The sequence below is a fragment of the Chryseosolibacter histidinae genome (genome assembly GCF_018598225.1).
Taxonomy (GTDB): Bacteria; Bacteroidota; Bacteroidia; order Cytophagales; family Cyclobacteriaceae; genus Chryseosolibacter; species Chryseosolibacter histidini.
The window spans coordinates 55,639-81,906 of record NZ_JAHESF010000028.1 but is presented as its reverse complement, the minus strand read 5'-3'; the positions used below and the strand labels follow the sequence as shown (position 1 = coordinate 81,906).

General features: G+C 51.0%; 19 protein-coding genes. 13 read left to right on the top strand and 6 right to left on the bottom strand.

Features of this window, described 5'->3' with window-relative positions:
* Nucleotides 1-18: 18 nt before the first annotated feature.
* The 12 genes from KK083_RS22715 (at nucleotide 19) to flxY (ending at nucleotide 13,542) form a co-directional block, all read left to right on the top strand.
* Nucleotides 19-1,074, top strand: coding sequence for a beta-ketoacyl synthase chain length factor (locus KK083_RS22715; RefSeq protein WP_254167848.1), 1,056 nt, complete (start codon nucleotides 19-21; stop codon nucleotides 1,072-1,074).
* The gene (locus KK083_RS22710) at nucleotides 1,068-1,832 is read left to right on the top strand and encodes a polysaccharide deacetylase family protein (RefSeq protein ID WP_254167845.1); all 765 of its coding nucleotides are present in this window, start codon (nucleotides 1,068-1,070) and stop codon (nucleotides 1,830-1,832) included. Before KK083_RS22715 ends, KK083_RS22710 begins: the two co-directional genes overlap by 7 nt.
* Nucleotides 1,833-2,031: 199 nt before the next feature.
* Complete coding sequence (gene lolA2 / locus KK083_RS22705; RefSeq protein ID WP_254167843.1) at nucleotides 2,032-2,622, top strand: flexirubin biosynthesis/transport protein LolA2; 591 nt, start codon at nucleotides 2,032-2,034, stop codon at nucleotides 2,620-2,622.
* Nucleotides 2,603-3,220, top strand: a complete 618-nt coding sequence (lolB2, locus tag KK083_RS22700) for a flexirubin biosynthesis protein LolB2 (RefSeq protein WP_254167841.1) — start codon at nucleotides 2,603-2,605, stop codon at nucleotides 3,218-3,220. The genes lolA2 and lolB2 overlap by 20 nt, the downstream gene beginning before the upstream one ends.
* The gene (locus tag KK083_RS22695) at nucleotides 3,220-3,588 is read left to right on the top strand and encodes an ApeI family dehydratase (protein WP_254167839.1); all 369 of its coding nucleotides are present in this window, start codon (nucleotides 3,220-3,222) and stop codon (nucleotides 3,586-3,588) included. The genes lolB2 and KK083_RS22695 overlap by 1 nt, the downstream gene beginning before the upstream one ends.
* Nucleotides 3,585-4,463: a glycosyltransferase family 2 protein gene (locus KK083_RS22690; RefSeq protein WP_254167837.1), complete on the top strand. Its 879-nt coding sequence runs from the start codon at nucleotides 3,585-3,587 to the stop codon at nucleotides 4,461-4,463. The genes KK083_RS22695 and KK083_RS22690 overlap by 4 nt, the downstream gene beginning before the upstream one ends.
* Nucleotides 4,427-4,765 carry a DUF2062 domain-containing protein gene (locus tag KK083_RS22685; protein ID WP_254167835.1) on the top strand — a complete coding sequence of 113 codons (339 nt, stop codon included), beginning with the start codon at nucleotides 4,427-4,429 and terminating at the stop codon, nucleotides 4,763-4,765. The genes KK083_RS22690 and KK083_RS22685 overlap by 37 nt, the downstream gene beginning before the upstream one ends.
* 17 nt (nucleotides 4,766-4,782) lie before the next feature.
* Nucleotides 4,783-8,646: a trifunctional MMPL family transporter/lysophospholipid acyltransferase/class I SAM-dependent methyltransferase gene (locus KK083_RS22680; protein WP_254167833.1), complete on the top strand. Its 3,864-nt coding sequence runs from the start codon at nucleotides 4,783-4,785 to the stop codon at nucleotides 8,644-8,646.
* Nucleotides 8,646-10,151, top strand: coding sequence for a phytoene desaturase family protein (locus KK083_RS22675; RefSeq protein WP_254167831.1), 1,506 nt, complete (start codon nucleotides 8,646-8,648; stop codon nucleotides 10,149-10,151). Before KK083_RS22680 ends, KK083_RS22675 begins: the two co-directional genes overlap by 1 nt.
* 22 nt (nucleotides 10,152-10,173) lie before the next feature.
* Entirely contained in the window at nucleotides 10,174-11,817 is a 1,644-nt protein-coding gene (locus KK083_RS22670; RefSeq protein ID WP_254167829.1) for a C45 family autoproteolytic acyltransferase/hydrolase, read from the top strand.
* 64 nt (nucleotides 11,818-11,881) lie between these two features.
* Nucleotides 11,882-12,256: a holo-ACP synthase gene (gene acpS / locus KK083_RS22665; protein ID WP_254167828.1), complete on the top strand. Its 375-nt coding sequence runs from the start codon at nucleotides 11,882-11,884 to the stop codon at nucleotides 12,254-12,256.
* The gene (flxY, locus tag KK083_RS22660) at nucleotides 12,253-13,542 is read left to right on the top strand and encodes a flexirubin biosynthesis putative acyl-CoA ligase FlxY (protein WP_254167827.1); all 1,290 of its coding nucleotides are present in this window, start codon (nucleotides 12,253-12,255) and stop codon (nucleotides 13,540-13,542) included. Before acpS ends, flxY begins: the two co-directional genes overlap by 4 nt.
* A gap of 152 nt (nucleotides 13,543-13,694) precedes the next feature.
* Here flxY and KK083_RS22655 read toward each other — a convergent pair whose 3' ends face one another.
* The 4 genes from KK083_RS22655 to KK083_RS22640 all read right to left on the bottom strand — a co-directional run bounded on the left by KK083_RS22655 (nucleotide 13,695) and on the right by KK083_RS22640 (nucleotide 23,526).
* Nucleotides 13,695-17,213 (bottom strand): FG-GAP-like repeat-containing protein, encoded by a 3,519-nt coding sequence (locus KK083_RS22655; RefSeq protein WP_254167826.1) that lies wholly within the window; start codon nucleotides 17,211-17,213, stop codon nucleotides 13,695-13,697.
* A gap of 84 nt (nucleotides 17,214-17,297) precedes the next feature.
* A complete protein-coding gene (locus KK083_RS22650) occupies nucleotides 17,298-18,824 on the bottom strand; it encodes a RagB/SusD family nutrient uptake outer membrane protein (protein ID WP_254167825.1) in 1,527 nt (508 codons plus the stop codon).
* 28 nt (nucleotides 18,825-18,852) lie between these two features.
* Entirely contained in the window at nucleotides 18,853-22,266 is a 3,414-nt protein-coding gene (locus tag KK083_RS22645; RefSeq protein ID WP_254167824.1) for a TonB-dependent receptor, read from the bottom strand.
* A gap of 243 nt (nucleotides 22,267-22,509) precedes the next feature.
* Nucleotides 22,510-23,526 carry a FecR family protein gene (locus KK083_RS22640; RefSeq protein ID WP_254167823.1) on the bottom strand — a complete coding sequence of 339 codons (1,017 nt, stop codon included), beginning with the start codon at nucleotides 23,524-23,526 and terminating at the stop codon, nucleotides 22,510-22,512.
* Nucleotides 23,527-23,674: 148 nt separating this feature from the next.
* Here KK083_RS22640 and KK083_RS22635 point away from each other — a divergent pair, with 148 nt between their 5' ends.
* On the top strand, nucleotides 23,675-24,256 hold the full coding sequence (locus tag KK083_RS22635) for an RNA polymerase sigma factor (protein ID WP_254167822.1): 582 nt from the start codon (nucleotides 23,675-23,677) through the stop codon (nucleotides 24,254-24,256).
* A 189-nt stretch (nucleotides 24,257-24,445) separates the two neighbouring features.
* Here the strand turns inward: KK083_RS22635 and KK083_RS22630 are convergent, their stop codons facing one another.
* The gene (locus KK083_RS22630; protein WP_254167821.1) at nucleotides 24,446-25,186 is read right to left on the bottom strand and encodes a hypothetical protein; all 741 of its coding nucleotides are present in this window, start codon (nucleotides 25,184-25,186) and stop codon (nucleotides 24,446-24,448) included.
* Between the two features lie 252 nt (nucleotides 25,187-25,438).
* Entirely contained in the window at nucleotides 25,439-26,032 is a 594-nt protein-coding gene (locus KK083_RS22625) for a hypothetical protein (RefSeq protein WP_254167819.1), read from the bottom strand.
* Nucleotides 26,033-26,268 lie beyond the last annotated feature (236 nt).

Sequence of the window (26,268 nt, the reverse complement as noted above, 5' to 3'; positions counted from 1 at the left end):
CATCCCTGGCTAGCGTTTATGACAATATACATCAAAGGTATGGGCAACATCTCACCGCAGCGAACCTGGGGGAGTGATGATTTATTGTCGTCACCTTTGTCGTATGCAGGTGACAAGCTGAGCTGCGTGGAGCCCGACTATGCTTCGTTCATCGATGCGAAGCAGATCAGGCGCATGAGCCGTGTGATCAAGATGGGCATTGCTTCGGCAGCCATGGCCATGAAAGAGGCCAGCGTGCCGATGCCTGACGGAATCATTACGGCAACGGGATATGGATGCCTCGAAGATACCGGTGTCTTTTTAAGCAAGATGGTGGGCAACAGGGAAGAGGCGCTGAACCCGACGCCCTTCATCCAGTCTACGCACAACACCATCGGCTCGCAGATCGCGCTCCTGCTGCAATGCCAGGCTTACAACCAGACGTATACACACAACGCGTTCTCTTTTGAAAATGCCCTGCTCGATGCCATGCTCCAGCTCTCTGAAGCGCCCCGGCGATCGTTGCTGGCGGGCGGCATCGACGAGATCACCGGACAGAGTCATGAGATCCAAAGCCGTTTCGGCATCTTCAGAAAACAATCGAACAATTCGCTTCAACTCTTCTCGGAAAGATCAGGAACCTTTCACGGAGAAGGTTCTGCTTTTTTTGTTTTATCAGGCACTCCAGGTGAAAACGATATCGCTTCCGTCAATGCGCTGACGTCTGTTTATAAACCATCATATGCTGAGCTGACAGAAGCCGTCAGAAATTTCCTGTCGCAGGCGGGCGTGACCCTGACGGATGTTGACCTTGTGCTCTCAGGTAAAAGTGGAGATGCTCTCAGTGACGGTCATATCAACAGGGTTTGCGGCGACCTTTTCACCACAACCCCGGTGGGTGCGTTCAAACACCTTTGTGGCGAATACCCCGTAGCTTCGGCTTTCGGGTGCTGGCTGGCAGCGCGGATGCTGAAAGCGCAGCGTGTTCCTGAAATTGTTACACCACAGTATGAGGGCCAGCAGCTCAAAAATATTTTGCTGATCAATCAGTATTTTGGTACACATTATTCACTCATCCTGCTGAAGGCATGTTAAACCATCGCATCGTTACCACGGGTTTCGCGGGTGTCATGTTCATCCTGGTAGTTCAGGATGTGCTGGGCAAAACTCCGCTATGGGCTTATGGTGCGGCGATCGTTGTGTACATTGCCTTACAGGTATATGGTTCCATCCGTTTGTCGGCGCAATTCTTTCTTCCCGTAAGGTCCAGCGGCGTGGGTGGTGTAGCCCTGACGTTCGACGATGGCCCCATCCAGGGAAAAACTGAAAAGATCCTCGACATATTGAAAGCACATCAGGTACCCGCGGCGTTTTTCTGCATCGGGCATCGTGTAAAAGAAAATCCTGCGATCACGCAACGCATCCATCGCGAAGGCCACCTGCTGGGCAACCACAGCTACTGGCATGGTAAACTGTTTGATCTTCAGTTGCCGGCCATGATCGCACAGGAGCTGAAGCAGGCCGACGCTGCCATCTGCGAAAGCACCGGTTTTACACCGCGTTTTTTCCGACCCCCCTACGGAGTTACCAATCCCATGGTGGCCGCTGCAGTAAAGGCAGGAGACTACGTGACCATCGGATGGAGTGTGCGGTCTTTCGATACCATGATCAAAGACAGCACCAAGCTGATGCAACGGGTCACGGCGTCGCTCAAAGCAGGCGATGTGATCCTTTTCCACGATTACAGCGACAGCATGCTGGAAATACTGCCCGCCCTGCTGGAGCATATCTCCACACTTGGTTTGAAAATTGTAAGGATAGACGAATTGCTGAATGAGAAAGCTTATGTGTGAATACTGGTCCACGGTCCACGGTCGACAGTCCACGGCAGGCGATCTATGGGATCAACCGTTTGAGGGCTGTGCACGTGGCATGCAATCTAATATAGTGACTACGCTCTTGAAAAACCCTCAAAGGGTTGGCCCCCTTGAGAAACACCGAACTGGCCGTGGACTGTGGACCATGGTCTGTGGACTCTTTCTACTTCTTTCCGTGAACGTCAGGGCTCAATACTCCGGTTATCGTTCGGTAGCAGATCTCGCCAGCTTCAAGAAGGAGTTTGCGCTTCAATCGGCGAAGATCAATTCAGTAACCAGTAATTTCACACAGGAGAAAGTGCTCACCGCGCTCACGGAGAAGATCACTTCCTCCGGCAACTTCAGGTTCAAACGCAGCAACAAAGTTCGCCTGGAGTACACGACACCGTTCTCATACCTGATGATCATGAACGGCGACAAGATGATGGTGAAAGACGAGCAGAAGGAGACACGCGTGAATGTAAAGTCGAACAAGCTGTTTCAGCAGATCAACCGCATCATGATCGATTGCATCCAGGGCACTATTCTCGATAGCAAGGATTTCAGCACCCGCGTGTTTGAAAATGATAAAAGTTACCTGCTGGAAATGACCCCGGCTTCCAAAAGCCTGAAAGATTTTTTTAAGACCATTGTGCTGACCGTGGAAAAGAAAGACTATTCGGTAAGGTCCATCGAAATGAACGAGCCTTCGGAAGACCGCACGGTGATCACTTTTACAGACAAGAAACTCAACGAACAGATCGCAGATGAGGTATTTAAGCTTTAGCCTCATATTGTGTCTCGGGTGTGCATCCGACTACAAGGCGCTGCAGGCATCGTCACCGGATGAAGCGTGCATCGCCAGGTTGAAACCTTCCGGGCTGGCTACGGCTTGGTACGATGCCAGCATAGACGTGGTGGGCCATCATATCAGCGGGTTATTGCTCATCAAGAACATGCCCGACAGCTCGAACCGGATCGTGTTCACCAATGAGGCAGGTTTTAAGTTCCTTGATTTTGAATTTGCACCCGGGGGCGGGTTCAAGGTGCACCATGTGGTGAAGCAGCTGGACAAAAATCCGGTCATCCGGCTGTTGAAAAAAGACTTCAGCCTGATGCTGGGCATTCCGTTCAAAAAGGGTCCGTGGCAAGCCTGGCAGAAGGGAGACGCGTATTTTTATGGTGTACGTCAAAAAAAGGAAATGCACTATTTCATTACCGATAAGGAATGTGCTTCTTTGCAACGGGTAGAATCGGGTTCTGACAGGAAACGGGTGGTATCATTGACCTTTCACGGTCCAGACGCACAGAAGCCGGATTCCATCCGCCTGACGCACCATACCTTTGCCATGCAGATCGGGCTCAAAAAACTAGCCAGGGAATAATGTTGCACAATACTTTTTTCAAGATCCTGAAAGAGGAACCTGCCGAAGGTGCTGTGAAGGCTTTATTGTCCATCGACAAAGACCACGCCATCCTGAAGGGCCATTTTCCCGGGCAGCCGGTAGTTCCCGGTGTGTGCATGATGCAGATCGTGAAAGCGCTGGTGGAACGCCAGACCAAACGCAACCTGCGGCTGGCAACGGCGGAGAATATGAAGTTCCTTTCCGTGATCGATCCCCGCCAGCACCAGGAAGTAGAAGCCAGCGTTTCTTTCAGCGAAAACAATGGGGTCATCTCGCTGAACGCATCGCTGTTTTCCGGATCTGTTACTTTTTTCAAGTTGAAAGCTACCCTGCAAAACGTGCAATGAGTTTCACCGTGAGCGAAATATTCGAGCGTAAAAAAGTGTGCGTGCTGATCCCCACCTTCAACAACGCGGGCACCATTGCCACCGTGGTGAAGAATGTGCTGGCGTATACCAACCAGGTGATCGTGGTGAACGACGGATCAACCGACCATACGCTCGCGCTGCTGGAGCCATTCAAGGAAATTAAGGTGGTGACCTACGCCGTGAACCAGGGCAAGGGTTATGCATTGCGTCGCGGATTTGAAGAGGCCGTGGCTTCAGGTTATGAGTATGCGATCACGATCGACTCCGATGGACAGCATTATGCCGACGACCTTCCGCGTTTTCTGGAAAAGCTCGAAGCGCACCCAAGTGCCATCATCATCGGTGCACGCAACATGGATCAGGCCACTGTGCCGGGCAAGAGCAGCTTCGGCAACAAATTCTCCAGCTTCTGGTTCCACGTCGAGACCGGTATCAGGCGCAACGATACCCAAAGCGGATATCGCCTGTATCCTGTCAAAGCGCTGCAACACCTCCGTTTCTTTACCAAAAAATACGAGTTCGAGATAGAGGTGATCGTGAGGGCAGCATGGTCGGGCATCGAGGTTATTGAAGTGCCCGTCAAGGTATTCTATCCCGAGAAGGAAAAACGCGTTTCGCATTTCAGGCCGTTCAGGGATTTCAGTCGCATCAGCGTGCTCAATACTGTGCTGGTGACGATAGCCTTCCTGTACATCAAGCCCCGCGACTTCTTCAGAAGGATTAAAAAAAAAATTTCGGTCAGCTTTTCCGGGAGCTTATCTTCGATCCGGCGGAGCCTGATACGATCAAGGCGGCGTCTGTTGCCTTCGGTGTATTCATGGGGATCGTACCCATCTGGGGTTTTCAGCTGGTGACTGCCATCGCGCTCTCGATCCTGCTAAGACTCAACAAAGCACTGGTGATCATTGCCGCCAACATCAGCATACCGCCCATGATCCCGCTGGTCCTGTACATCAGTCACATGACCGGTAAGCTGTGGATGGGCGCGGACGCGAAGACGATTTCCTTCAGCGAAGAGATCACCCTGGAGTTCATTCATCAGAATTTTATGCAGTACTTTTTCGGCGCTATCACCCTGGCGATTGTTGCAGGTGTTTTGTTTGGCGGTGTCACCTATGGTTTGCTGAAACTTTCAAAGATGAGACCCAAAGGATGACATCCTTTTAAGTAACTATGGAACAGCTCTTCCTCAACCTATACCAGTATTTTCAAAAGCGCAGGGCAGCGTTTTGGTCCGTCTTTGCCGGCGTGTTCCTGTTGCTGGCGTTCACGGCGTCGCGCATCAGCGTGGAGGAAGATATCACACGTTTCTTTCCGGACGATGAACGTGTAGAGAAGCTGGACTATGTTTTCCGTAACTCCAGGTTTGCTGAGCGGTTGGTGTTTATGGTGTCTGTGAAAGACAGCACCACGGCTCCCCTGCCTGACAGTCTTATTGCATTTACCGAAGCGTTAGTAACGCAGATCGATAGTACCCTAAGGCCATATATTACTGCCATCAACAGCCGCATTGATGATGACAAGGTGATGTCGCTGATGAACACCGTGCAGGATAATCTGCCGCTGTTCTTAGAAGAGCGTGACTACATGGCCTTCGATTCTTTGATCAAGCCTGATGCTGTTCGCGAGACCCTGACGAACCACTATCGTCAGCTCATCTCACCTGCCGGCATGGTCACCAAAAGGATCATTGTCCGCGACCCTCTTGGTTTTTCATTCCTTGCGCTTAAAAAACTTCGGCAGCTTCAATACGATAACAACGTGGAGGTGTATGACAATTACCTGGTGTCGAAAGATCGCCGTCACCTCCTCTTTTTCATTCAACCCGCTTTCCGCCCCACTGACACGGGAAAGAATGCTCCGTTCCTCGAAGGACTGGATAAGATCATTGCCGAAACGTCGGTGGCGCATCCGAAGCTGAAAGCATCTTACTTCGGGGCTACCAGCGTGGCCGCGGGGAATGCACGTCAGCTGCAGCGCGATACCATCATTACCATCAGCCTCATGCTGTTGCTGCTCGCCGTTTTTCTCGTCGGCTTTTTCAGGAAGAAACGCGTGCCGTTCCTCATTCTTATTCCCGTTGCTTTTGGCGCGCTGTTCTCGCTTTCGTGCATTTTCCTCATCCAGGGAAGCATCTCGGTGATTGCCATTGCCGCGGGCTCTATAATTTTGGGGATCGCCGTTAACTATTCGTTGCACTTTCTCTCACACCTGAAGCATACCGGCGATGTTCAGGAAGTGATCAAAGACCTTGTAAGGCCTATGACCCTGGGCAGCACCACCACAGTGCTGGCGTTCTTGTGCCTGCAGTTTGTAAATGCTTCCGTGCTCCGCGACCTTGGGTTATTCGCAGCATTCAGCCTCGTTGGTGCGGCGTTGTGCTCGCTCATTTTCCTGCCGCAGCTGATCAGTGCATCGCTCTGGCAACACCAGAGTAGCACGTCGTGGATCGAAAAGGTTTCCCTGGCGGGATTTGATTCGAGTAAATACCTGGTGGCGGCCATTCTTTTGCTTACACCGGTGTTCTTTTACTTTGCGCAACAGGTGTCTTTTAACGCAGACCTGGGTCAGCTCAATTTTATGAAGCCCGAAGTGCGTGAGGCTCAGCAGCGCCTGGAGTCGATCAACAAGGTTTCGCTGAGCTCGGTGTATGTGGTGTCGCAGGATAAAAGCCTGGAGAAAGCGCTGCGCAAAAACGAGCTCACCACCTCACGACTGAATCAGTTGCAAAACAAGGGAAGTGTTCAGCGGTATTCATCGGTATCGTCTTTTGTGCTGTCGGACTCCCTTCAGCGCGCGCGGGTCAACCGTTGGAATGCCTATTGGACAAAAGAGAAAGTGGATGCCCTCACGGCAACTGTACGGCAGGAGGGAAAACAGCTGAAATTTTCCGATCAGGTATTTGTGAACTTCGAAAACCTGCTTACACACACCTACGCCTCCGGTGACACCGCTGTACAAAATGTTTTCCGTCGCACTTTTTTCGATGACTACATCATTGAGAAAGACGGCCTGGCCACGGTCATCACGCTTGCCAACGTTCAGCCGGAGCAGAAGCAGCAGGTATATCGTGACCTTGAAAGCACACCTTCGAACACGTTCGACAGGCAGATGCTGGCCAACCTCTTCGTGGAGTATGTGCACGCCGATTTTAATTTTATCGTCACCTTCACCTCGGTGCTTGTTTTTATGGCGCTGCTGATCTCGTATGGCCGGATCGAGCTAACGCTGATCACATTCATTCCCATGCTCATCACCTGGATCTGGATCCTGGGCATCATGGCCCTTGCCGGCATCGAGTTCAACATTGTGAACGTGATGATCTCCACGTTCATCTTTGGCCTGGGCGACGATTACAGCATCTTTATCATGGATGGGCTTCAGCAGGAGTATAAGCTGGGCCGGAAAAACCTGGCCTCCATTCGTACGTCCATCCTGCTTTCTGCGCTCACCACCATATCGGGCCTTGGTGTGCTCATTTTTGCAGAGCATCCGGCGCTGCGATCCATCGCAGGTATATCCATCATCGGCATTGTTTGTGTTTTTGTGGTCTCTCAAACCATTGAACCTTTTCTCTTCCGTTGGCTGATCACGCGCCGGACAGAACAGGGGCTTCCGCCGATGACTTTTTTCGGCATCTGCAAAACTATTTTCACCTATGGTTTTTTTGTTTTTGGATCGTTCTTTCTCACGATCATAGGGCTGCTCCTGAAGCTTATTCCTTTCGGGAGAAAAAGCGTTACACTGTTCTATCACACGCTGCTGAGTGCCTTTACCCGGTCGTTGCTCGCGCTAGCCCCGGGATTGAAAGTGACCGTGCTCAACCGGACAAAAGATACTTTTTCAAAACCTTCGGTGATCATCAGCAATCACACGTCGTTCCTGGATATTTTATTAACCACGATGTTGAATCCGAAACTTATTCTGGTCACGAACAAGTGGGTCTGGAACTCTCCGGTGTTCGGCGGTGTGGTGCGACTGGCGGGGTATTATCCGGTAACGGAAGGAGCTGAAGACAGCACGGACCACCTGCGCGCCCGTGTGAAGGAAGGTTACTCTGTAGTGGTGTTCCCCGAAGGTACCCGCTCCACCGATGGCAGGATCAAACGTTTTCACAAGGGGGCTTTTTACATGGCGGAGACATTAAATCTGCCGGTGCAACCGCTGCTGATCCATGGTGCAGCGGATACCATTCCCAAGAGCACGATGTACCTGAACAACGGAGCCGTGACGCTGAAATTCCTGCCAGCCATCAGCCCTGCCGATACCTCGTTTGGACAAGCCTACTCGGAGCGCACGAAAGCCATTGGCCGTTATTTCAGAGAAGAACATGCCAGGCTGCAACAGCAACAGGAAACGCCTGCGTACTATCAGCACAAACTGATCGCCAATTACCTGTACAAGGGTCCGGTGCTGGAGTGGTACATGCGCATCAAGCTTCGCCTTGAGTCGTATTATGAACCGTTTCACAAACTTGTGCCGGCCAATGCCACCGTGCTGGACCTCGGTTGTGGTTATGGATTTCTCAGTTATATGCTTTACTTCCTGTCGGACGGCCGCCAGGTAACGGGTGTGGACTACGATGAAGAAAAGATCGGCACGGCCAGTCAATGCTACGCCAGGAGCGCCCGCATCAATTTTATCTGCGCCGATGCCACCCGGTTTGCGCTGCAGCAATACGATGCGATCATCATTGCCGATGTGCTTCATTACCTGGAACCGGCACAGCAGCGGGAGGTGATCCGGAAAAGTATCGATGCCCTGCTTCCCGGAGGCCGGCTGATCATCCGCGAAGGCAATGCAGACCTGAAAGACCGCCACCAGGGAACGCAGCTTACGGAGTTCTTTTCAGTGAAACTGCTGAAATTCAACAAGTCTGTGAATGACCTTCATTTTATTTCGGGAGAAGCCGTCAAAGCGCTGGCGTTTGAGCGGGGCTGTACATTGGAGGTCATTGATGATACGAAATTTACTTCGAATGTTATTTTTGTGATCGGAAAAAAGCCTGACATGACAATTTTAAATACTAGGCCCTGATGCGATACGACGTTGTTATTATTGGAAGTGGCCTTGGCGGACTTGCCTGCGGCGCCATTCTTGCAAAAGAAGGGTACCAGGTGTGTGTGCTGGAAAAGAACAAACAGATCGGGGGCACCCTGCAGACGTTTGTGCGCGACAGGATCATTTTTGATTCGGGCGTGCACTATGTGGGCGGGCTTGACAAAGGACAGAACCTGTATCAGCTTTTCAAATTTCTCGGCATCATGGACAAGATGAAGCTGCGGAAGATGGATGAGGATGTTTTTGACGCCGTGCTCTTCGCAGACGATCCCAAGGTTTACCGGTATGCACAGGGCTATCCCAACTTCATCAGCACGCTGGTGAAAGATTTCCCGGAAGAGGAAGCGGCCATCCGGAAATATTGTGACGCCATCAAGGACGTGTGCAGTAAATTTCCGTTGTACAATCTGAGAAGTGGCGACTATTTTGAGAAAGTAGGTGTGCTGGAGATCGATACGCAGACCTTCCTGGAGTCGATCACTTCCAACAAAAAACTTCAGAATGTATTGGCAGGCACCAGCCTCCTCTACGCGGGTGTTCCGTACAAAACTCCTTTTTATGTGCATGCGCTGGTGATCAACAGCTACATCGAAAGCTCATGGCGGTTTGTGGATGGCGGCTCGCAGATCGCGCGGGCGTTGTCGAAAGAGATCACGTCTCGCGGCGGTAAAATTCTGAAGAATACCAAAGTGGTGAAGCTGAAGGAGGAGGGAGGAGAGCTTACCTATGCGCTGACGGAAAATGGCGACAGGTTCGAGGCGAAGTTGTTCATCTCCAACGTTCATCCGCACAATACGCTCGAGATGACGGAAAGTGATATGATCAAAAAAGCTTTCCGCAACCGGCTGAGAGGACTGGAGAATTCGATCTCCACCTTCTATGTCAATATTGTGCTGAAGAAGAACTCGTTCCGTTATATCAACCACAACTATTATTACTTTGCCGAGAACGATGCCTGGTGTGTGCTGAACTATACGCAGGAGAACTGGCCCCTGGGCTATGCGTTGTTCTTTACGGCTTCGTCCAGGAACGATGAATACGCTGAAGGTGTGACGCTGATGACCTACATGCGTTACGGAGATGTGAAGCAATGGGAGCATACCTTCAATACAGTTTCGAATGAAGTAAGCAGGGGAGAGGATTACGAAGCGTTCAAAAAAGAAAAAACAGAGCGACTCTTTGACCTCGTTGAAAAACGATTCCCCGGGTTCAGGCAGGCCGTTGAAACGTACTACGTGGCCACGCCGCTTTCGGTGCGAGATTACATCGGCACAGACGATGGGGCATTGTATGGTGTGGTGAAAGATTATCGCGAACCGATGCGAACTTTCATATCACCCCGTACCAAGATCCCCAACCTGTTCCTGACCGGCCAGAACCTGAACCTTCATGGGGTGCTGGGTGTTACGGTAAGCGCTGTGCTCACCTGTTCTGAAATTTTGGGAACTGATTATATGATCGAAAAGATCAGGCACGCCTGACACGAACCCCCGCTATTGCTAAATGAAAAGGATCTTTAAAATATTGGTTTGGACGCTGAGCATCATGTGCCTGTTGTTTATACTGCTGCTCGTGTACGTCCGGGCGGTGTCGCAGGTGAAGGAACCTCTTGCCGATGGTACAACATTGGCCGGTGTTCAGATCGCCACGCCCGACAGCGGCCTTTACCGTTTTAAAAACAGCTGGTTCAGAAAAAGTGAAAGCGGACTTTATGAGCTTTACGTGGAGGGAAAACCCTATGAGCGCGGCATTGCTATCGGCGAGCTTTCAAAAGACCTGATCCAGTACCAGGAGGAAGTATTCAACAACCAGATCCATCAGCTTGTGCCTTCCGATGCATGGCTCAATGTGCTCAAATATTTTGTAGGATGGTTCAACCGTGATCTTGACGACCATGTTCCCGAAGAATACCGCCAGGAGATCTACGGCGTTTCACAGGTTGCCTCTCACAATTTTGACGACATCGCCCCGCCTTACCAGCGCATCCTGAACTACCATGCGGCCCATGACATCGGCCACGCGTTGCAAAACATGTCGCTGGTAGGTTGCACTGCTTTTGCTACCTGGGGTGGCAGCTCGGAAGACAGCACCCTGATCATTGGTCGTAACTTTGATTTTTATGTGGGCGATGACTTTGCCAGGAACAAGATCGTAGCCTTTTACGCCCCGGAGAAAGGTCACCGGTTTATGATGATCACTTTCGGTGGAATGACCGGCGTGCTTTCGGGAATGAACGAACAGGGGCTTACCGTCACGCTCAACGCGGCTAAATCGGAAATCCCCACAGCATCTGCTACACCGGTGTCGCTGGTGGCCCGCGAAATTTTGCAATATGCTTCCACCATCCAGGAAGCTTATGACATTGCCGCGAAAAGAAAAACCTTTGTGGCCGAAGCGTTCATGATCGGTTCAGCGAAGGATGGCCGTGCTGCCATCATTGAAAAAAGTCCTGACGCCATAGCCCTCTATGAGTCGCCAGCCGATCGTATCATCGGCACCAATCATTTTCAAAGCGAGGCCCTGGGTAACACACAGCTGAACCGCGATCACATGAGCACCAGCGCTTCACCCTATCGTTACAAACGTGTGGAAGAGTTGCTGAACAGCGCTGGCAAAAATTCAGTTAAGGCCACGGCCGCCATTCTCAGGAACAGGTCAGGGTTGAATAATTCCAATATCGGTTTGGGGAATGAAAAAGCCATCAATCAGCTCATCGCCCATCATGGCATCATCTTTCAGCCAGAGAAGCGGCTCGTTTGGATCTCAACAGCTCCGTGGCAGCTCGGCAAATTCGTCTGTTATGACCTGAATAAGGTGTTTGAGCTGAATCCCGTTAAGAACGCGGAGATCTATAATGCATCGTTGACCATTCCTGCTGATTCATTCCTGCTCGCGAAACAATACCGTGATGCCGTGAAGTTCAACCGTTACAGGTTTCCTTTTCAGGACAGGGAAGGTTTGGTCCCTGACAGCCTTGTGGCCTGGAACCCTGACTCGTATCTCGCCTATATGCTGGCTGGGGACTACTATCTCGGTCATGAGGAGTTTTCCAAAGCAAAGGCAATGTATGAGAAAGGACTTGCCTGTGAAGTTGCTACGGCGCAGGAGCGGAAACATATGGAGGAGAACCTTAAAAAGTGTAAGTAGTCATCCAGACCACTGCGCGCATGCAGGCGCTGCAGCAAGTGGCCCGACCACTGAACAGAACAATATGATCATCGGAACCGGAATAGATATCATTGAAGTGGAGCGTGTAGCGACCAAGGTGGCAAAGGAGAACGGCTTTACGCAAAAGGTATTCTCTGCTTCTGAGATCGCTTTTTGTGACTCGAAGCCTAACCGCGCCGAACACTACGCGGCAAGGTTTGCAGCGAAGGAGGCCTTTCTGAAAGCTACCGGTCAGGGCCTTACCCTGGGTTACGAGCTGTGCGACATCGAGGTCACCAGCGATGCCATGGGAAAACCGGTGATCATACTTCACGGAAATTTTAAAGCCAGTGCTGCGGAGCATGGCTGGAATAAAATACATTTGTCGCTTTCACACGTGCAGGCCATGGCTTGTGCTGTAGTAATCATTGAAAAATGAGTATCCCTGAAATTGAATTACGATCACCGGACGAGATCAGCCGCTTTCAGCTCGAGAAAGTAAAGGAATCGCTCCGTTATCTTTCGCTGCGCTCGCCATTCTATAAACGCCTGTTCGCGACACACAAGATCGAAGTTTCAGGGATCACCAGCTGGCAGGATTTTGCAAAGCTTCCGTTCACGACTAAAGACGATCTGCAGCAGCACAACTTCGATTTTCTCTGCGTAGACAAGTCAAAAGTTGTTGAATACACGAGTACCTCAGGCACCATGGGAAAAGCGGTAACCGTTGCGCTCACGGAAAAAGACCTCCAGCGCCTGGCGTACAACGAGTCCATATCTTTCTCGTGTGCCGATGGCAGTTCCGATGACCTGTATCAGCTGATGCTCACGCTCGACAGGCAGTTCATGGCGGGCATCGCTTATTATGAAGGCATCCGTCGCCTGGGGGCGGGACTCATTCGTGTAGGCCCCGGACTTCCGGCCCTGCAGTGGGAAACCATCGAGCGCTTGCAGCCCACAGCGTTGGTGGCTGTGCCTTCGTTCATTGTGAAGCTCATCGAATACGCCCAGGCCAAAGGAATAGATCTCAATACATCATCCGTTAGGAAGGCCATCTGCATCGGCGAAAGCCTGCGCACGGACAGCCTCGAACTGAATACCATCGGCGAAAAAATAAAACAGGCATGGAACATCGGCCTGTACAGCACCTATGCCTCCACTGAAATGCAGACCGCCTTTACCGAATGCGGCGCCGGGAGGGGAGGGCACGTTCACCCGGAGCTCATTCATGTGGAGTTGCTGGACGACGCTGGTAACCCCGTGAAGGACGGAGAAGCGGGTGAAGTAACCATTACCACCCTGGGGATTGAAGGAATGCCACTGCTGCGCTACAGGACGGGCGATATCTGTCGCCTCTATACGGAAGCATGCAGCTGCGGCAGGAATACACCACGTCTTGGTCCTGTGATCGGCAGAAAACAGCAGATGATCAAGCTGAAAGGTACTACACTCTATCCGCCGGCGATCTTCGATATCGTGCAGCAGGTAGACCATATTCACGATTATGTTGTGGAAGCCTTTACGGGTAAGCTTGGCACCGACGAGGTGAAACTTTATATCAGCGTGATCGATGGCCAGCAACAAAACGTAGAGCGTTCCCTGCTGTCTGCGTTCCAGTCACGGCTCCGTGTAGTGCCCGAGATTGCTTTCACTTCTCAGAAAGACATTGAAGCACTGCAGCAAACGGGTGGCCGGAAATTGAAGAAGTTTGTGGACAGGAGATAGCTCCATCGATACCTGCGTTCCAGAGTCCCGGAGACCGGAGACTCCGTTTGGACTAAGAAGCCCCGCAGCTTCCTCAATGCCCTACGTTTCAGTATCATCTCCGGTTTTCCGGGGTCCGAGCAGTGTCTCCGGCTTTGTGGGAGGCTGCGTTACTAAAGCTCTATTTTCCTTCGGGTACCCTTACCATCCACAATAATCACCTCCACAACACCCTTCGGTACTTCAAGCACCCTGGAAGATTGTGATAAATAAGATTGTCCATAGTAGAATTCCTGTTTCCGTTTCTTTCCGTTGGCGAAGGTGAGCTCTGCGGAAACATCGTTTGGTAAGAGTTTCACAACGGTGGTTTCAATCTGCGCCGCTGAAGGTTCAAAGATCTTCACACTGTCGCGGTTGGCTGTGGTGATCCAACCTATCTTATCCTGAAGTTTTATCATGGCCAGTCCTTTGGCATCACGATCGACAAAAAAACCACTTTTGTTCACATGCACGGCAGTGAAGTTTCCTTTTCCATCTCCCTGCAGGCATGCGCCGATCCCTGCATCGTAATATCCCGTAAGCGGCTCGGTGGAATATGAGTTGCCCACCAGCAGAACGTCCAGGTTGCCATCTGCATTGACGTCGGCGGCGGCGATCCCAAAAACAGGTGACAGCTGTGCTTCGACGGGTAACGTTTTGAACTCAAAATTTCCGTTGCCCCTGTTCTCGATGTACGAGGATGCAAACCGGGTACCTTTAAGGATGAGCGCACCTTCGACTTTCGCAGCAGGGAAAATTTCGGCGAACGTACTTTTTCCATATAAGGCATAACGTGTCAGAACCCGTCGCAGGCTCACCATTTGTTCCGTGAGCGTTTCGCGTGGATGTGTGATGTACTCTTTTCCTCCTATGTACCGGCACAGGATGGGATCGAGGGATCCGTTCTCATCGAAATCTTTCGCATAGAGGCAGACGGGCTCTTTTTCAGATGCTTTGTAAAGTGAGTTCAATCCCAGGTTCCCGGCAAGGTAATCAGTATCCCCATCGTTGTCGAAATCTCCGGAAGCAAGGCTGTTCCACCAGCCCACGGTGCTTTGCGCTGCCGGAGATGCAGGTTGAAAATGTTCCAGCGTGCCTTGCCTGTTCTTGTAAAAGGTAATGGGCATCCATTCGCCGGCAATGACCAGGTCTGACCAGCCGTCGTTGTCGAAATCAGTCCACAGTGCTGATGTTACCATTCCCGTTTTTTTCAGGTTGTCAGGCGTGATGTCGGTAAAGTTTCCTGTGCCATCATTCTGCAACAGGTAGCTTTCAGGTGACTCAGGATAACGCAAGGGCACCACCCTGCCGCCGATGAACAGGTCCAGGTCGCCGTCTTTGTCAAAGTCGCAGGCTACGGCACAACTTCCGCTGCTCCTGATGGCAGGAATGGAGGCTACGTCTGGCGTGAATTTTCCTTTGCCGTTGTTCCTGTAGAAACGATGCTGGTAGTTTTGTGCGTCCCTTCCAAACTCGGCGCTTCCGCTAACACAGTAGAGATCGAGGTCTGCGTCGCCATCGGCATCAAAAAGAAGCAGTCCCAGGTCTTCCTGGATCTTGGCCGGCAGCGAGTCTGTTTTAAAAGTTCCGTCGGACTGTTGAAAAAAAACAGCGGCCGCCCTTCTTTTAGGCGCGCCGACAATGAAGTCATCATAACCGTCACCATTCACATCGCCTGCCGCAACAGCGGGACCGAGCTGCGTATATTTCTGCGGTAACAATGCCTGCCCCTGTTTGAAGTCTACAAAATCTTCGTCTCCCGATGGTTTGTAAGAGACCTTGCGCTGTTGATGCACTTCTTCCAGGAGGGTTGCCTGATGTGTTGCCTTTACAGGAACAGGGGATGCTGCATTCTGCTCTTCCAGCGTGATCTCACGGTTTACGGACAGGTCTTTCAATACCTGTACTTTTCCACTTTGCCATTCGATCTTCAGCGAGTCGATTTTACTTACCTTGCCCAGTCCGAAGTGTTCCTTTGACTCCACGCTTGACTTATAACCGCGCTGAAGCTGGTGTTCAGCGAAGAATATTTTATCGCCAGCATAAAGTGTAATGCGTGCGCCCAGCCCTTGCAGGTTGCCTTTGTTACCGGCCAGGTTGATCCGGAGAAAATGGTGACCGGCATCCGCTTCGTTGTGGGTGGTGTTACGGTAAACAAAAGCTTCACCGTTGATGTTGTTCATCACCACGTCCAGATCACCGTCGTTATCAAAATCTGCATAAGCTGCACCGTTCGAATAAGAAGGCTGATCCATTCCCCATGCCGCAGCCTGGTTTGTAAACGTGAGATCGCCGTTGTTCCTGAAAATGAAATTTGATTTTTTAACACCCTCCAGCGCATTCACGGCAGCGATGGCTTTCTTCAGGCGGGCCTTGTCGGTGCCGAACAAAGACGACTCGCGGCTATACACCACGAAGTCCAGGTCGGTGACATCTTTCGGGTACCCGTTGGTGATCAGCAGGTCGCGGTAGCCATCGTTATCAAAGTCCGCAAACAGGCCGCTCCAGCTCCAGTCCGTGGCATAGATCCCGGCAAGGTAGCCGATGTCGCTGAAGGTGCCGTTGCCGTTGTTGAGCTGAAGCACATTGCGCACATATTGCGGCTGATAACCCTTTCGCAGGTTAAGCATGAACTTGTCATACCCGATGTTGCCGAACATGGTCTTCTGGCGAAGGTTGTCTTCGGGCATCATATCGGTGACCATAATATCATTGAAGCCATCGTTGTTGATGTCCGCCGCATCCATGCCCATGCCGTTATACTCCTGGTGTTTCAGGCAGCTGGCAATGTTGTTGGTGAATGTGCCATTCCGGTTGTTGATGTACAGATGATCGTTCGAAAGAAAATCATTCGCGGCATAAACGTCAGGGTAACCGTCCTTGTTGAGGTCGTTGACGATCACACCCAGGCCCCAGCCTTCCGTCGTGATCCCCGCTTCGGCAGATACGTCCTTGTATCTTGGCAGTCCATCCGCAGAAATTCCTTCGCACCGGTATAACTTATCCTGGCTTTTGCCCTGACCGTCGGTGTGTTGGCCGATGGGTGTATTGCGCGTGTAGTTTTCGAGGGAATTGTTCAGCAGGTACACATCGAGGTCTCCGTCAAGGTCGTAGTCCAAAAACGTTGCCTGCGTTGAATAAGATGAATCGGCCAGGCCAGTCTTTGCTGCCACTTCTTCGAAGACGGGGATTCCGTTTGAACCTGCACCTTTGTTCAGGAACAGCAGGTTCGGCGATTTTCCGTTTTCACGGGGATGAATAGTGCTCACGTAGATGTCGAGCAGACCGTCCTGGTTTACATCCGACAGCGCCACGCCTGTGCACCAGAGCTTTGTTTCCACACCTGCAGGAGCCGTGATGTCTTCGAACCGCAGGTCGCCACGGTTGAGGTAGAGCCTGCTGGAAACCATATTGCCTGCAAAGAAAAGATCGGTGAGGCCGTCGTTGTTGAAGTCACCGGCGCCCACACCCGCACCGTTGTAGAGATATTCAAACTGCAGGATGTTCAGGGTATCACTTTCGGAAATAAGGTTGTTGAAATGTACGCCTGTATGCGATGAAGGCATCAGCTGAAAACGGGTTGGCTTTTCTTTACAACCCGCGAACAGAAGGGCTGATACTGTGGCGCAGCAAATGAATTTGTAATTGGTCATGAAAATGTCGTATCGCTTATACAATGAAAGATCCAAGGCGGTGCATACGCCTCGGACCTTTCAAAGCAGGGTTAGGGTTGCTTGCTAATAGCCGCTATTCTGGTGGCCCTGGTCTATTTTATCATTATTGTCGATCTCAGTCTGTGGAATGGGCATCAGGTCCTTGAAATTGGCGAGCGGTGCAAAAGTTGTCTTCCCGTTTTTTCTCCAGCGTATGATATCGAAGTTCCGGATCTCTTCGCCAGCAAGCTCTACCATTCGCTCATGCATGATGGCCCTGAAGATCTCTGCCTTGCTGTTGACAGGGTACGTGGCTGTGGGATAAGCAGGCATGTTTACACTGGGGCGTGCCCGCACCTGGTTGAGATAATCGATGGCAGCGGTTGGTGTGCCCACCTCGTTCTCGCACTCAGCCAGCAACAGCAATACATCTGCATAGCGATAAACGCGATAGTTCATACCGTTGCGGTCGTAAAAACCACCGGGATCGAGCTTGTACATCACGGAATATTTTTTCCAGCTCACTTTCTGCGGAACGCCTTTGAAGTTCGAGAGGTTCCCTTGCTGCGCTGCATCGGTGAGGGTCTTCGGATTTGCCGGATCGCCGTAAGTGTCGCCCGTGAAGAAAAAGTTATCCTTCAGCCTCGGGTCATTGTTTTCGAATTCCGCCAGCAGCGCGTCTGAGGGGATCAGGTTCCTCCAGCCTACGGCGGAATACTCCTGTGAACGGATCCACGACTCATTCGGGCCGAAGTCATTTCCTTCCGGGTCCCAGTTGTAGTTTCCGCTCGAGGTGAAACAGATCTCCCAGATGGACTCCTTGTTGAACTCTGCCTCTTCGGTGAAGTTGTCGAAATAGTTGTTCATTAAAGAATATCCCATACCCTTCACATCTTCGAGTTGTGTTTTGGCCTTGGTATAATCGCCGAAGAACATGTAAGTTTTGGCCAACAATACCTTCGCCGCTCCTCTTGTTGCGCGGCCCAGGTCATTTCCGCTATAACTCACCGGAAGGTCGTTCAATATGCTGGTAAGCTCTGTGGTGATGAACTGATACACTTCCTGTTCGGTAGCGCGGGGCTGTGTTTGCGTGATGTCTGTGACATGGGTTGTCATCAATGGCACACCGCCCCAGAATCCCAGCAACTGGTAATAGACGTAGGCGCGCAGGAACTTCGCTTCGGCCACATACCGTGCTTTTAGTGAGGCCTCGAAGTTTTCATCCTCCGGTACCTTGGGTGCAAAATCGATCACCGAGTTGGCGCGATGAACCACATAGTAGAACGAGTTCCAGACGCCGGTTTGCAGTCCGTTTGACGGGGCCTGTGCGCCTATCAGGATCTGTGCCCGTGGGCCTTCAAGCTGACCGCCACCGGTAGCGAATTCGCCTGACCGGAGATCGTGCATGAAGAAATATTCGCGCCCGTGGAGATTGTTGTTCTGCAGGGAGGCATATACGCCGTTCAGTGCAGTGCCAAGCTCGGCGCCATTCTCGAAATAATTGTCAACGGTCTTGTTGCCGATGTTGCTCTTGTCGAGCGCGTCATCGCCGCAGGAAAAGCTGATCAGCAAACTGGCAAATGCTATTGATGCTATGGTTGTAGTTTTCATGTTCAAATTTTTTTAATCAGTCCTCATTTTAAAAACCGAGCTGTATGCCGCCCATGATCGTTCTTGGCTGTGGGAACTGCCCATAGTCGATGCCAGAGGTAAGGTTGGTGTTGTTTCGCGTACCGATCTCCGGATCATAGCCGGAATATTTCGTTAAGGTCACCAGGTTTTGTGATGAAACATAGATGCGCAGCCTCCTGACGCTGCCATGGGCAAACCCGCGAAGCACATCGGAAGGTACATTATAACCGATGCTGATGTTTTTTATCCGCAGGAAAGATCCGTCTTCCACGAAACGATCCGAAGCGCGCGTGTTCTGGTTAGGGTCGCCACTGACAGCGCGGGGAATATCTGTGTTGGTATGATCGGGCCTCCAGGCGTTCAGCACTTCTTTTTCAGCGCCAAACAATCTGAGCATTCCCTGCGTCAGCACTTTGGTGCCGTTGTAAACTTTGTTGCCCTGAACACCCTGCACAAACAGTGTAAGATCGAAAGCGTTGTAATTGGCGGAGAAATTCAGACCATAATTGAATTTCGGCAGGTAGCTTCCCAGGTATTGCTGGTCGAGCAGGTTGATCACACCGTCGTTGTTGAGGTCTTTGAAGCGGATGTCGCCGGGCGATGCATTGTCCTGGTATTTTGTCGAAGCATCGCCGTCGAGCGCATTCGCAGCGTCAATCTCGGCCTGGTTCTGGAAAATGCCATCGGTCTTCCAGCCATAGAATCCCTGGATGGGGTGGCCGGCTTCTGTGCGGGTCATGTTGTTGGGGCCGTAGTCTGCGTTGGATCCCGCGCTGATGGTGCTGTTGGGGATGTAAAGATCTGTGACCTCGTTGCGGGTAATGCCTATGTTGGCAGAGAGGTTGAAATGCACACCGCCGGTAGCTTTGCTATAACCTGCCACGAATTCATAACCCCAGTTCTTCATTTTGCCCAGGTTGCCCAGGTAGTTCACAGCATATCCTAACGATCCGGCCAGTGGGATCTGCAGCAGCAGGTTGTCCACGTTGCGATTATAGTATTCCGCACTGAATGTAAAGCGGTTTTCCCACAACGCCAGGTCTATACCATAGTTGGTCATGGTAGTGGTCTCCCAGCCGAGTTCCTTGTTTGCGAGCTGGTTAAAATAAGAGCCACCGGTCGGCGTGTTGTTGAAAGGATAATTGGAGCTGGTGAAGATCCCTGATTGCCATGCAAAGGGTGCAATATTGTTTGCGCCGAGCTTGCCGTAGCTTGCGCGCAGCTTGAGCTCGGAGATCTGGGTGACAACCTTCATGAATTCTTCTTCACTGATACGCCATCCCACAGAGACACCTGGAAAATTTCCCCACTGGTGCCCGGGTGCAAAGCTCGAGAAGCCATCTCTGCGGAACGAAGCGCTCAGCAGGTATTTGCCGTCATACTCATAGTTGACCCTGGCGAGGTAGGAGAGCAGTGTTGTCTCCGTGTCGCCACCGTCGGTAATGGATGGATTGAGGCCACCGCGTAGCACATGCACCAGGTTCGAGGCCTGCTGCGATGAAGAATTGGTGAAATTGTTTTTGAAGTCCTGACGCTCTGCTACCGCTATCAAGTTGACTACGTTCTTGCCAAAGGTCTTGTCGATAGTGATCTGGTTGGAGAGCAGCGGCGAAAAGAAATGGCCCCTGTTGTCGGCCAGGTTGTGTGTATTTCGTGCGCGGAAACCGTCATTATAGATAGGGAAATCATTGAAGGTACGGGTGGTGGTGAAGTCACCGCCAGCCGAAAACTTGTATTTCAGCCAGGGCGTGATCGAAGCCTCAATATAGGCAGTGCCAAAGAATTTGACCAGATCGGTTTTACTCTGATCCATCAATGCATTTCGAACCGGGTTCTCAGGATCGGATCCATCTGAAGCGTCTGCCGCGCGATATCCACCGGGCAACGTCGGATCATAGATCGGCATATAAGGCACCTGGTGAACAATGTGCTGGATCTGAGGGCGGTTACCGCCGGTAGCTGAGGAAGACGTACCGATCTCGTTGGCCGTTTTCGTATAGGAGACGTTGAAGTTTTCTCCGAATGTGAAAACCTTGCTGAGCTTGCTTTCGGAATTCAGCCTGAAGCTGTAGCGTTCAAAGCTTGTTCCCAGCAAAATGCCGTCTTGCTTGAAATACCCTGCCGACGTAAAGAGTTTGGTAACTTCGTTGGCGTTGGAGAGCGAAACCTGGGTTTGGGTTATGGGCGCGGTACGGAACATCGCGTCCTGCCAGTCAGTATTAGTTTGTGCATAGGTTTGTGACGCCCCCGGATAGATGGGATCGTTCATGTTGCTGAAGCGTGTAGGCAGCGCGTTACCGGCGTTGGTCACCAGGTCTGTGCCATACCGCAGATACTCTTGTGTGTTGAGCAGATCGAGCAGCTTCCAGGCGGTTTGCGCGCCGTAGTAGCTGTCAACGTCTATGTGCATTTTCTTGTCCTTCGAGCCTTGTTTGGTGGTAATGATCACCACGCCGTTGGCAGCCCGTGACCCGTAGATGGCGGAGGCAGCCGCATCTTTCAGCACTTCTACCGACTCGATGTCTTTGGTGTCGAAGCTATTCAGGTTGGTAGGTGGTGCGCCGCCCATAGTTACTCCAGACGTGCTCATCCCTCCTGACTGGTTGATGGGGAAACCGTCAACCACATACAAAGGATCAGAATTTCCGGTGATCGAGCCGATACCACGGATGCGCACAATGGGTGGTGTTCCGGGAGAGCCGTTGTTGGTGATGGATACACCGGGGATCCGGCCTTGCAGCGCAGATTCAACACCAGGCACGGGCAGCGCAGCAATTTCTTTGGCGTCGACAGAAGCCACGGCACCGGTTACCGATGAACGTTTTTGCGTGCCATAACCGATCACCACGATCTCGCTGAGGTTTACAACATCAGGCGCCAGCTGAACATTGATCACGGTCTGTGTTCCCACAACGATCTCTTGTGTGGTGTAACCGATGAAGCTGATGACCAGCTGCGAATTTCCGTCTTGTACCGCCAGGGTATAACGTCCGTCGACATCAGAAGTGGTTCCGTTGGTGGTTCCCTTTTCCAGGATGTTGACCCCGGGCACCGGGCTGTTGTTCTCGTCTATGATCCGGCCCGAAACAATGATCTCGGGAATATAATCAGGCGCTGACCGTTTCGCTGTTTTAGGAGCAGGCCTCAGTACGATCTCTTTATCTACCACCACAAATTCCACACTGGGTGTGAACAGGTCATCCAGCACTTCGCTGAGCCGTGCATCGCTCACCTGCATGGAAACTTTGCGGGTGGCATTGATCAGCTTTGACCTGTAGGTGAAATTTACGGGTACCTGTTTTTCAATTTCAAGTAATATGGTCTTTACTTCCATGTCCATAACATCGAGAGAGACCTTGTTGTCCAGTACTCCCTGCCCGTTTAAGTCGCCGGCTGAGGCAAGGGTTGTAAGAACAACCATTATCATCAATTGTGCCGCTGTTAGTTTCATTATTCTGATAAGGGCATCTTGAATAGATCTGAAATTATTCATACTTTATAGTAGTTTTTGTTGGAAAAGCAAAAATGAAGCTATGTACCGGGCGCCCCGGTGCATGGTACTAAGCCGGTGATGCTCGCAACATCATCGGCTTCTTCTTTTTCAGGGTGGGTATTTATGTAAAGTTTATCATAGGCTTTTGTGTTTTGGTTTGGGTTATGGTTATTAATTACATCCGGATCCGCGTACTACGATCTTTGTTTCTTCTACGGTGTACGTGGTGCCGATGGCTTTGCAAATGATGTCGAGGCGGTTGTAGATCGATTCATCCGAGATCGAGGTGGTCAGGGTGCACCCGGAAAGTGTTTTGGCATCGAACTCGATGTTAACACCATAAACTTTTTCCAGCGCATGGAAGATCTCCATCACGGGGGCGTCTTCAAAATGCCACTTCCTGATCTCTTCTGCGGATACGATCGCCTGCGGATTTTCTACGAGCATTCTGGCAACCTTGTGCTCGTGGCGGTTATAAACGATCTGTTGGTTAGGTGTCAAAATGGTCTCGGTCGATTTTGCCGAAGGACCGGAGCTACCACGGTGGGTATATACGGAGACTTTGCCGGTTTTTACGCTCACCGTAATACTTTTGGCATCGCGCTCTGCTTTCACAGTGAAGCTCGTGCCCAGTACTTTGGTGGTCACTTCCTGGCTGTGTACCAGGAAAGGCCGCAGCACGTCACGCTTCACATCGAAAAAGGCTTCTCCCTCGAGGAACACTTCGCGGTTGGAACGGTCGCTGGCGGTATGGTATCTGACCTTGCCGCCGGGTTGCAGAATAATATTGCTTCCATCCGGTAATGAAATATTCTTAGGTGCAGCGGTGCTGTTTTCGAACTCGCGGTTTTCCGGAGAGATAATGGTGAGGTGGTTGCTGCTTACTTCACTTTTCGGGGCGGATAGCAGCAGAACACCGGCTGTTATGGCCATGGCAATGGAAGCAGCAACGCCGACAGCTGGCCATAGCGTTATAATGCGCCGCCTGTCAGGCTTCTGGCTTTGAATGTGTGCGTTAACATTTTTCCAGTAGCGATTTTTCAGTGCATCTTCTTCCTTTGGATCAACGGATGGTTCAGACCTCGATCCGATGGAGGCATACCACTTTTCAATAAATTTTCTTTCTTCGGGAGAGCACGATCCCTGCCGGTATCTTTTCAGAAGATGTTGAAACTGTTCGGGTGTCATAGCTTGCGTAACAGATATATGACAGGTCAGACCGAAATTACCCTAAACTTTTTGGGGAAGATTGCTGACTTTATACCGTCATCGCAAACGATATTGCTTTTCTGTGCCGAAAGAGGTAAACTTGTATATCATCCGTTACCTAAATTCTTTGTCAACCTATTCACACCATAGTGATGAAGCACTCCTGGATGCCATTCGGCGGAATGATGAGAAGGCATTTGCCGAGTTCTTCAACAGGAACTGGAAGAAATTTCACGCGATGGCCTATCGCAAAGTGCGCGACACACAGGTAACGGAAGAGATCGTACAGGAGCTTTTTATGACGCTCTGGGACAAACGCGCCACGTTGTTCATCCACAACCTCCAAGCTTATGTTTATACCAGTATCAGGAACAAGGCTATCAATTACGTTGAGTCGTGTATCGTAAAAAGAAAATACTGGGAATATTATAAGACGTTCATTCCTCAGGCAGAAGCATCAACAGAAGAGATGGTTGACTACAACGAGCTGATGGAGACCATCGAGCACAGCATCGAGCAACTGCCAAAGAAGACCAGGAAGATCTTTGAGCTGAACCGCATCGAAGGCCGTTCCATCGCCGAGATCGCCCAGCTCCTGAACCTCTCCGAAAAAGCCATCGAATACCACCTCACCAATTCTTTGAAGCACCTTCGCATGCACGTGAAGGACTCTATCATCTTTTTGTGCTTCGCATCACTGGTTCTGTGATCACGTACGAAGTACGAAATACGAGGTACGTGCAGGGTCTCCGATCGAAGCTTTCCCGTACCTCGTACTTCGTACCTCGTACCTTATATACTTCTGACTTTGGGTCCGTGATTCTACAAAACAAGAAAAGCACGAGAATTTAATCCCGTGCTTTTACTCGTCTGTCAGCTTATTAAATATGAGGCGTAATTATCCGAGGTCTTTCTCCAATTCTTCCACTTTTGCCTGTGCTTCACTCTTACCCAGGGAAAGCGCCATCTTGTAAAGCTCCAGTGCTTCGCGTTGTGTATCTTTTTTCTTGCGCGGAGCGAACTTGGTACGGCTTGCAGCTTTCTCGAGGGCTTGTGCCTGTTTGAAGTAAGCTTCGGCCTGATCGTTCTTCGCCTGAATGTTCATCTCCTGAACACGTGACTCCATCGCGGCAAGGTTCTCTTCACGTACCTTGATGGTCTCGGTGTTCACGCTGATCACAGAGTCACGCTGCGATACGGTTCTCGACAGCGATTGATTCTCGCCACGTACCTTTTGCACTTCCTGTTCCAGCACTGCGATCTGTTGTGTTCTTGCTTCCAGGTCGGCTTTCAGTCTTTTGATGGTTCCTGCATACAGCCTTGATTTTTTAGCAGACTTCTCGAGGTCGGCAATCTTGGCCTGAGTTTCCTTAATATAAGCGCTGATGCCTGCGAGGCGTTCCTTATAGTTCTTATAAGAAGTACCTTCTACCATATCGGTGCGCAGCAATTGTCTGCTGGCGTCGATCGAATCTATCAGGACTCCAACGTCCTGCAACTGTTGTGCGGTCTCCTGGCTGGTGTGTAGTTCGGTTTTGAGGGAATCGATCTGAGTTTGAAGAGCTCTTTCCTTTTCTTCATTCCTGCACCCCCAGAGCATTCCAATCACGGATAAACCTAGGATGAATTTTTTGATCATATTTTCAGTGTTTTGATTTTCACTTCTATGATCAAATTCCGGGACAACGAACCGGCAGTTTATTGCGGCACCGCCCAGTAACATTATGAGGTGACGGATTGCCATTAGAGGCAATGAATGACTTGCGGCAATCCGACCGTGTTCGGAACCAGGAGGCGAGTCTGCAGAATTATTCCACAGCTTGTGGAGATGTGAAGAGCCTGGCCGCTATGACAAGCGTTGTGCGCAAAAAGCGGCCAGGCTACAGTAAAGTTATTTTTTAGTCTGTTTCTTGATGAAGCCGCCCAGCTCTTTACCTGCTTTGGCGTAAGCTTCCTGGAGGCGGGCACCTGTCTCATAGTCAAATCCCATGGCGTCGCGGCCCGGCGCTTTGGTCACGCTGATCTTGGCAATCACCTTCGAAGGATTTGCCGAGTCAACGATCCAGGCCTCACCATCGATATAAGCTGGTACACGCATTACCCCCACGTTCCATCCGGGTTCGGTGCGGGTAGTTTTGAAGATCAGTGTGTAGGGGGCTTTGTCGTCTACCGTAGAAAGCGCCGAATGTTTCGAGAACAGCTCGCGGAATTGAGGCTCGAATCTTTCTTTGCGGTCACTCACCCAGGCCTTCTCCCATTTGTCACCCCTGCCGGCCTCCTTTTGATCCAGCTTGCCTTTCTTTTCAACGATGTATTCTTTTTCGGTCAGGTCTTTTCCAACGATCATGTTGTCATACGTGAACTCGGTCTTGATGCCCGACAGACCTTTCAGGGCTTGGAGGTCGCCTTCAATAAGTTTGATCTTTTGTGCAAATGCCACGGAGCTAAGCCCCATCAGCAGGATAACGATTGATTTTTTAAGCATAGAGGTTGAGATTTTTCCACGCGAAAGATAAAAAGACGCCGCGTTTTTATGAAATGAAAGCCCGAGCACCCTGAATGTCACGTTTTATGAGGTAATTGGGACAAACTTTGGTTTTGGATCGAGATCCCATCGCGGCTTTAGGGCAGGGATGGGATAATTTGCTTGCATTTTTAACCGGCGTGCTTTATCTATGGCCCTTTATCCTTTTGATCGCGGCCCTGGTCTATTGGCTGAGC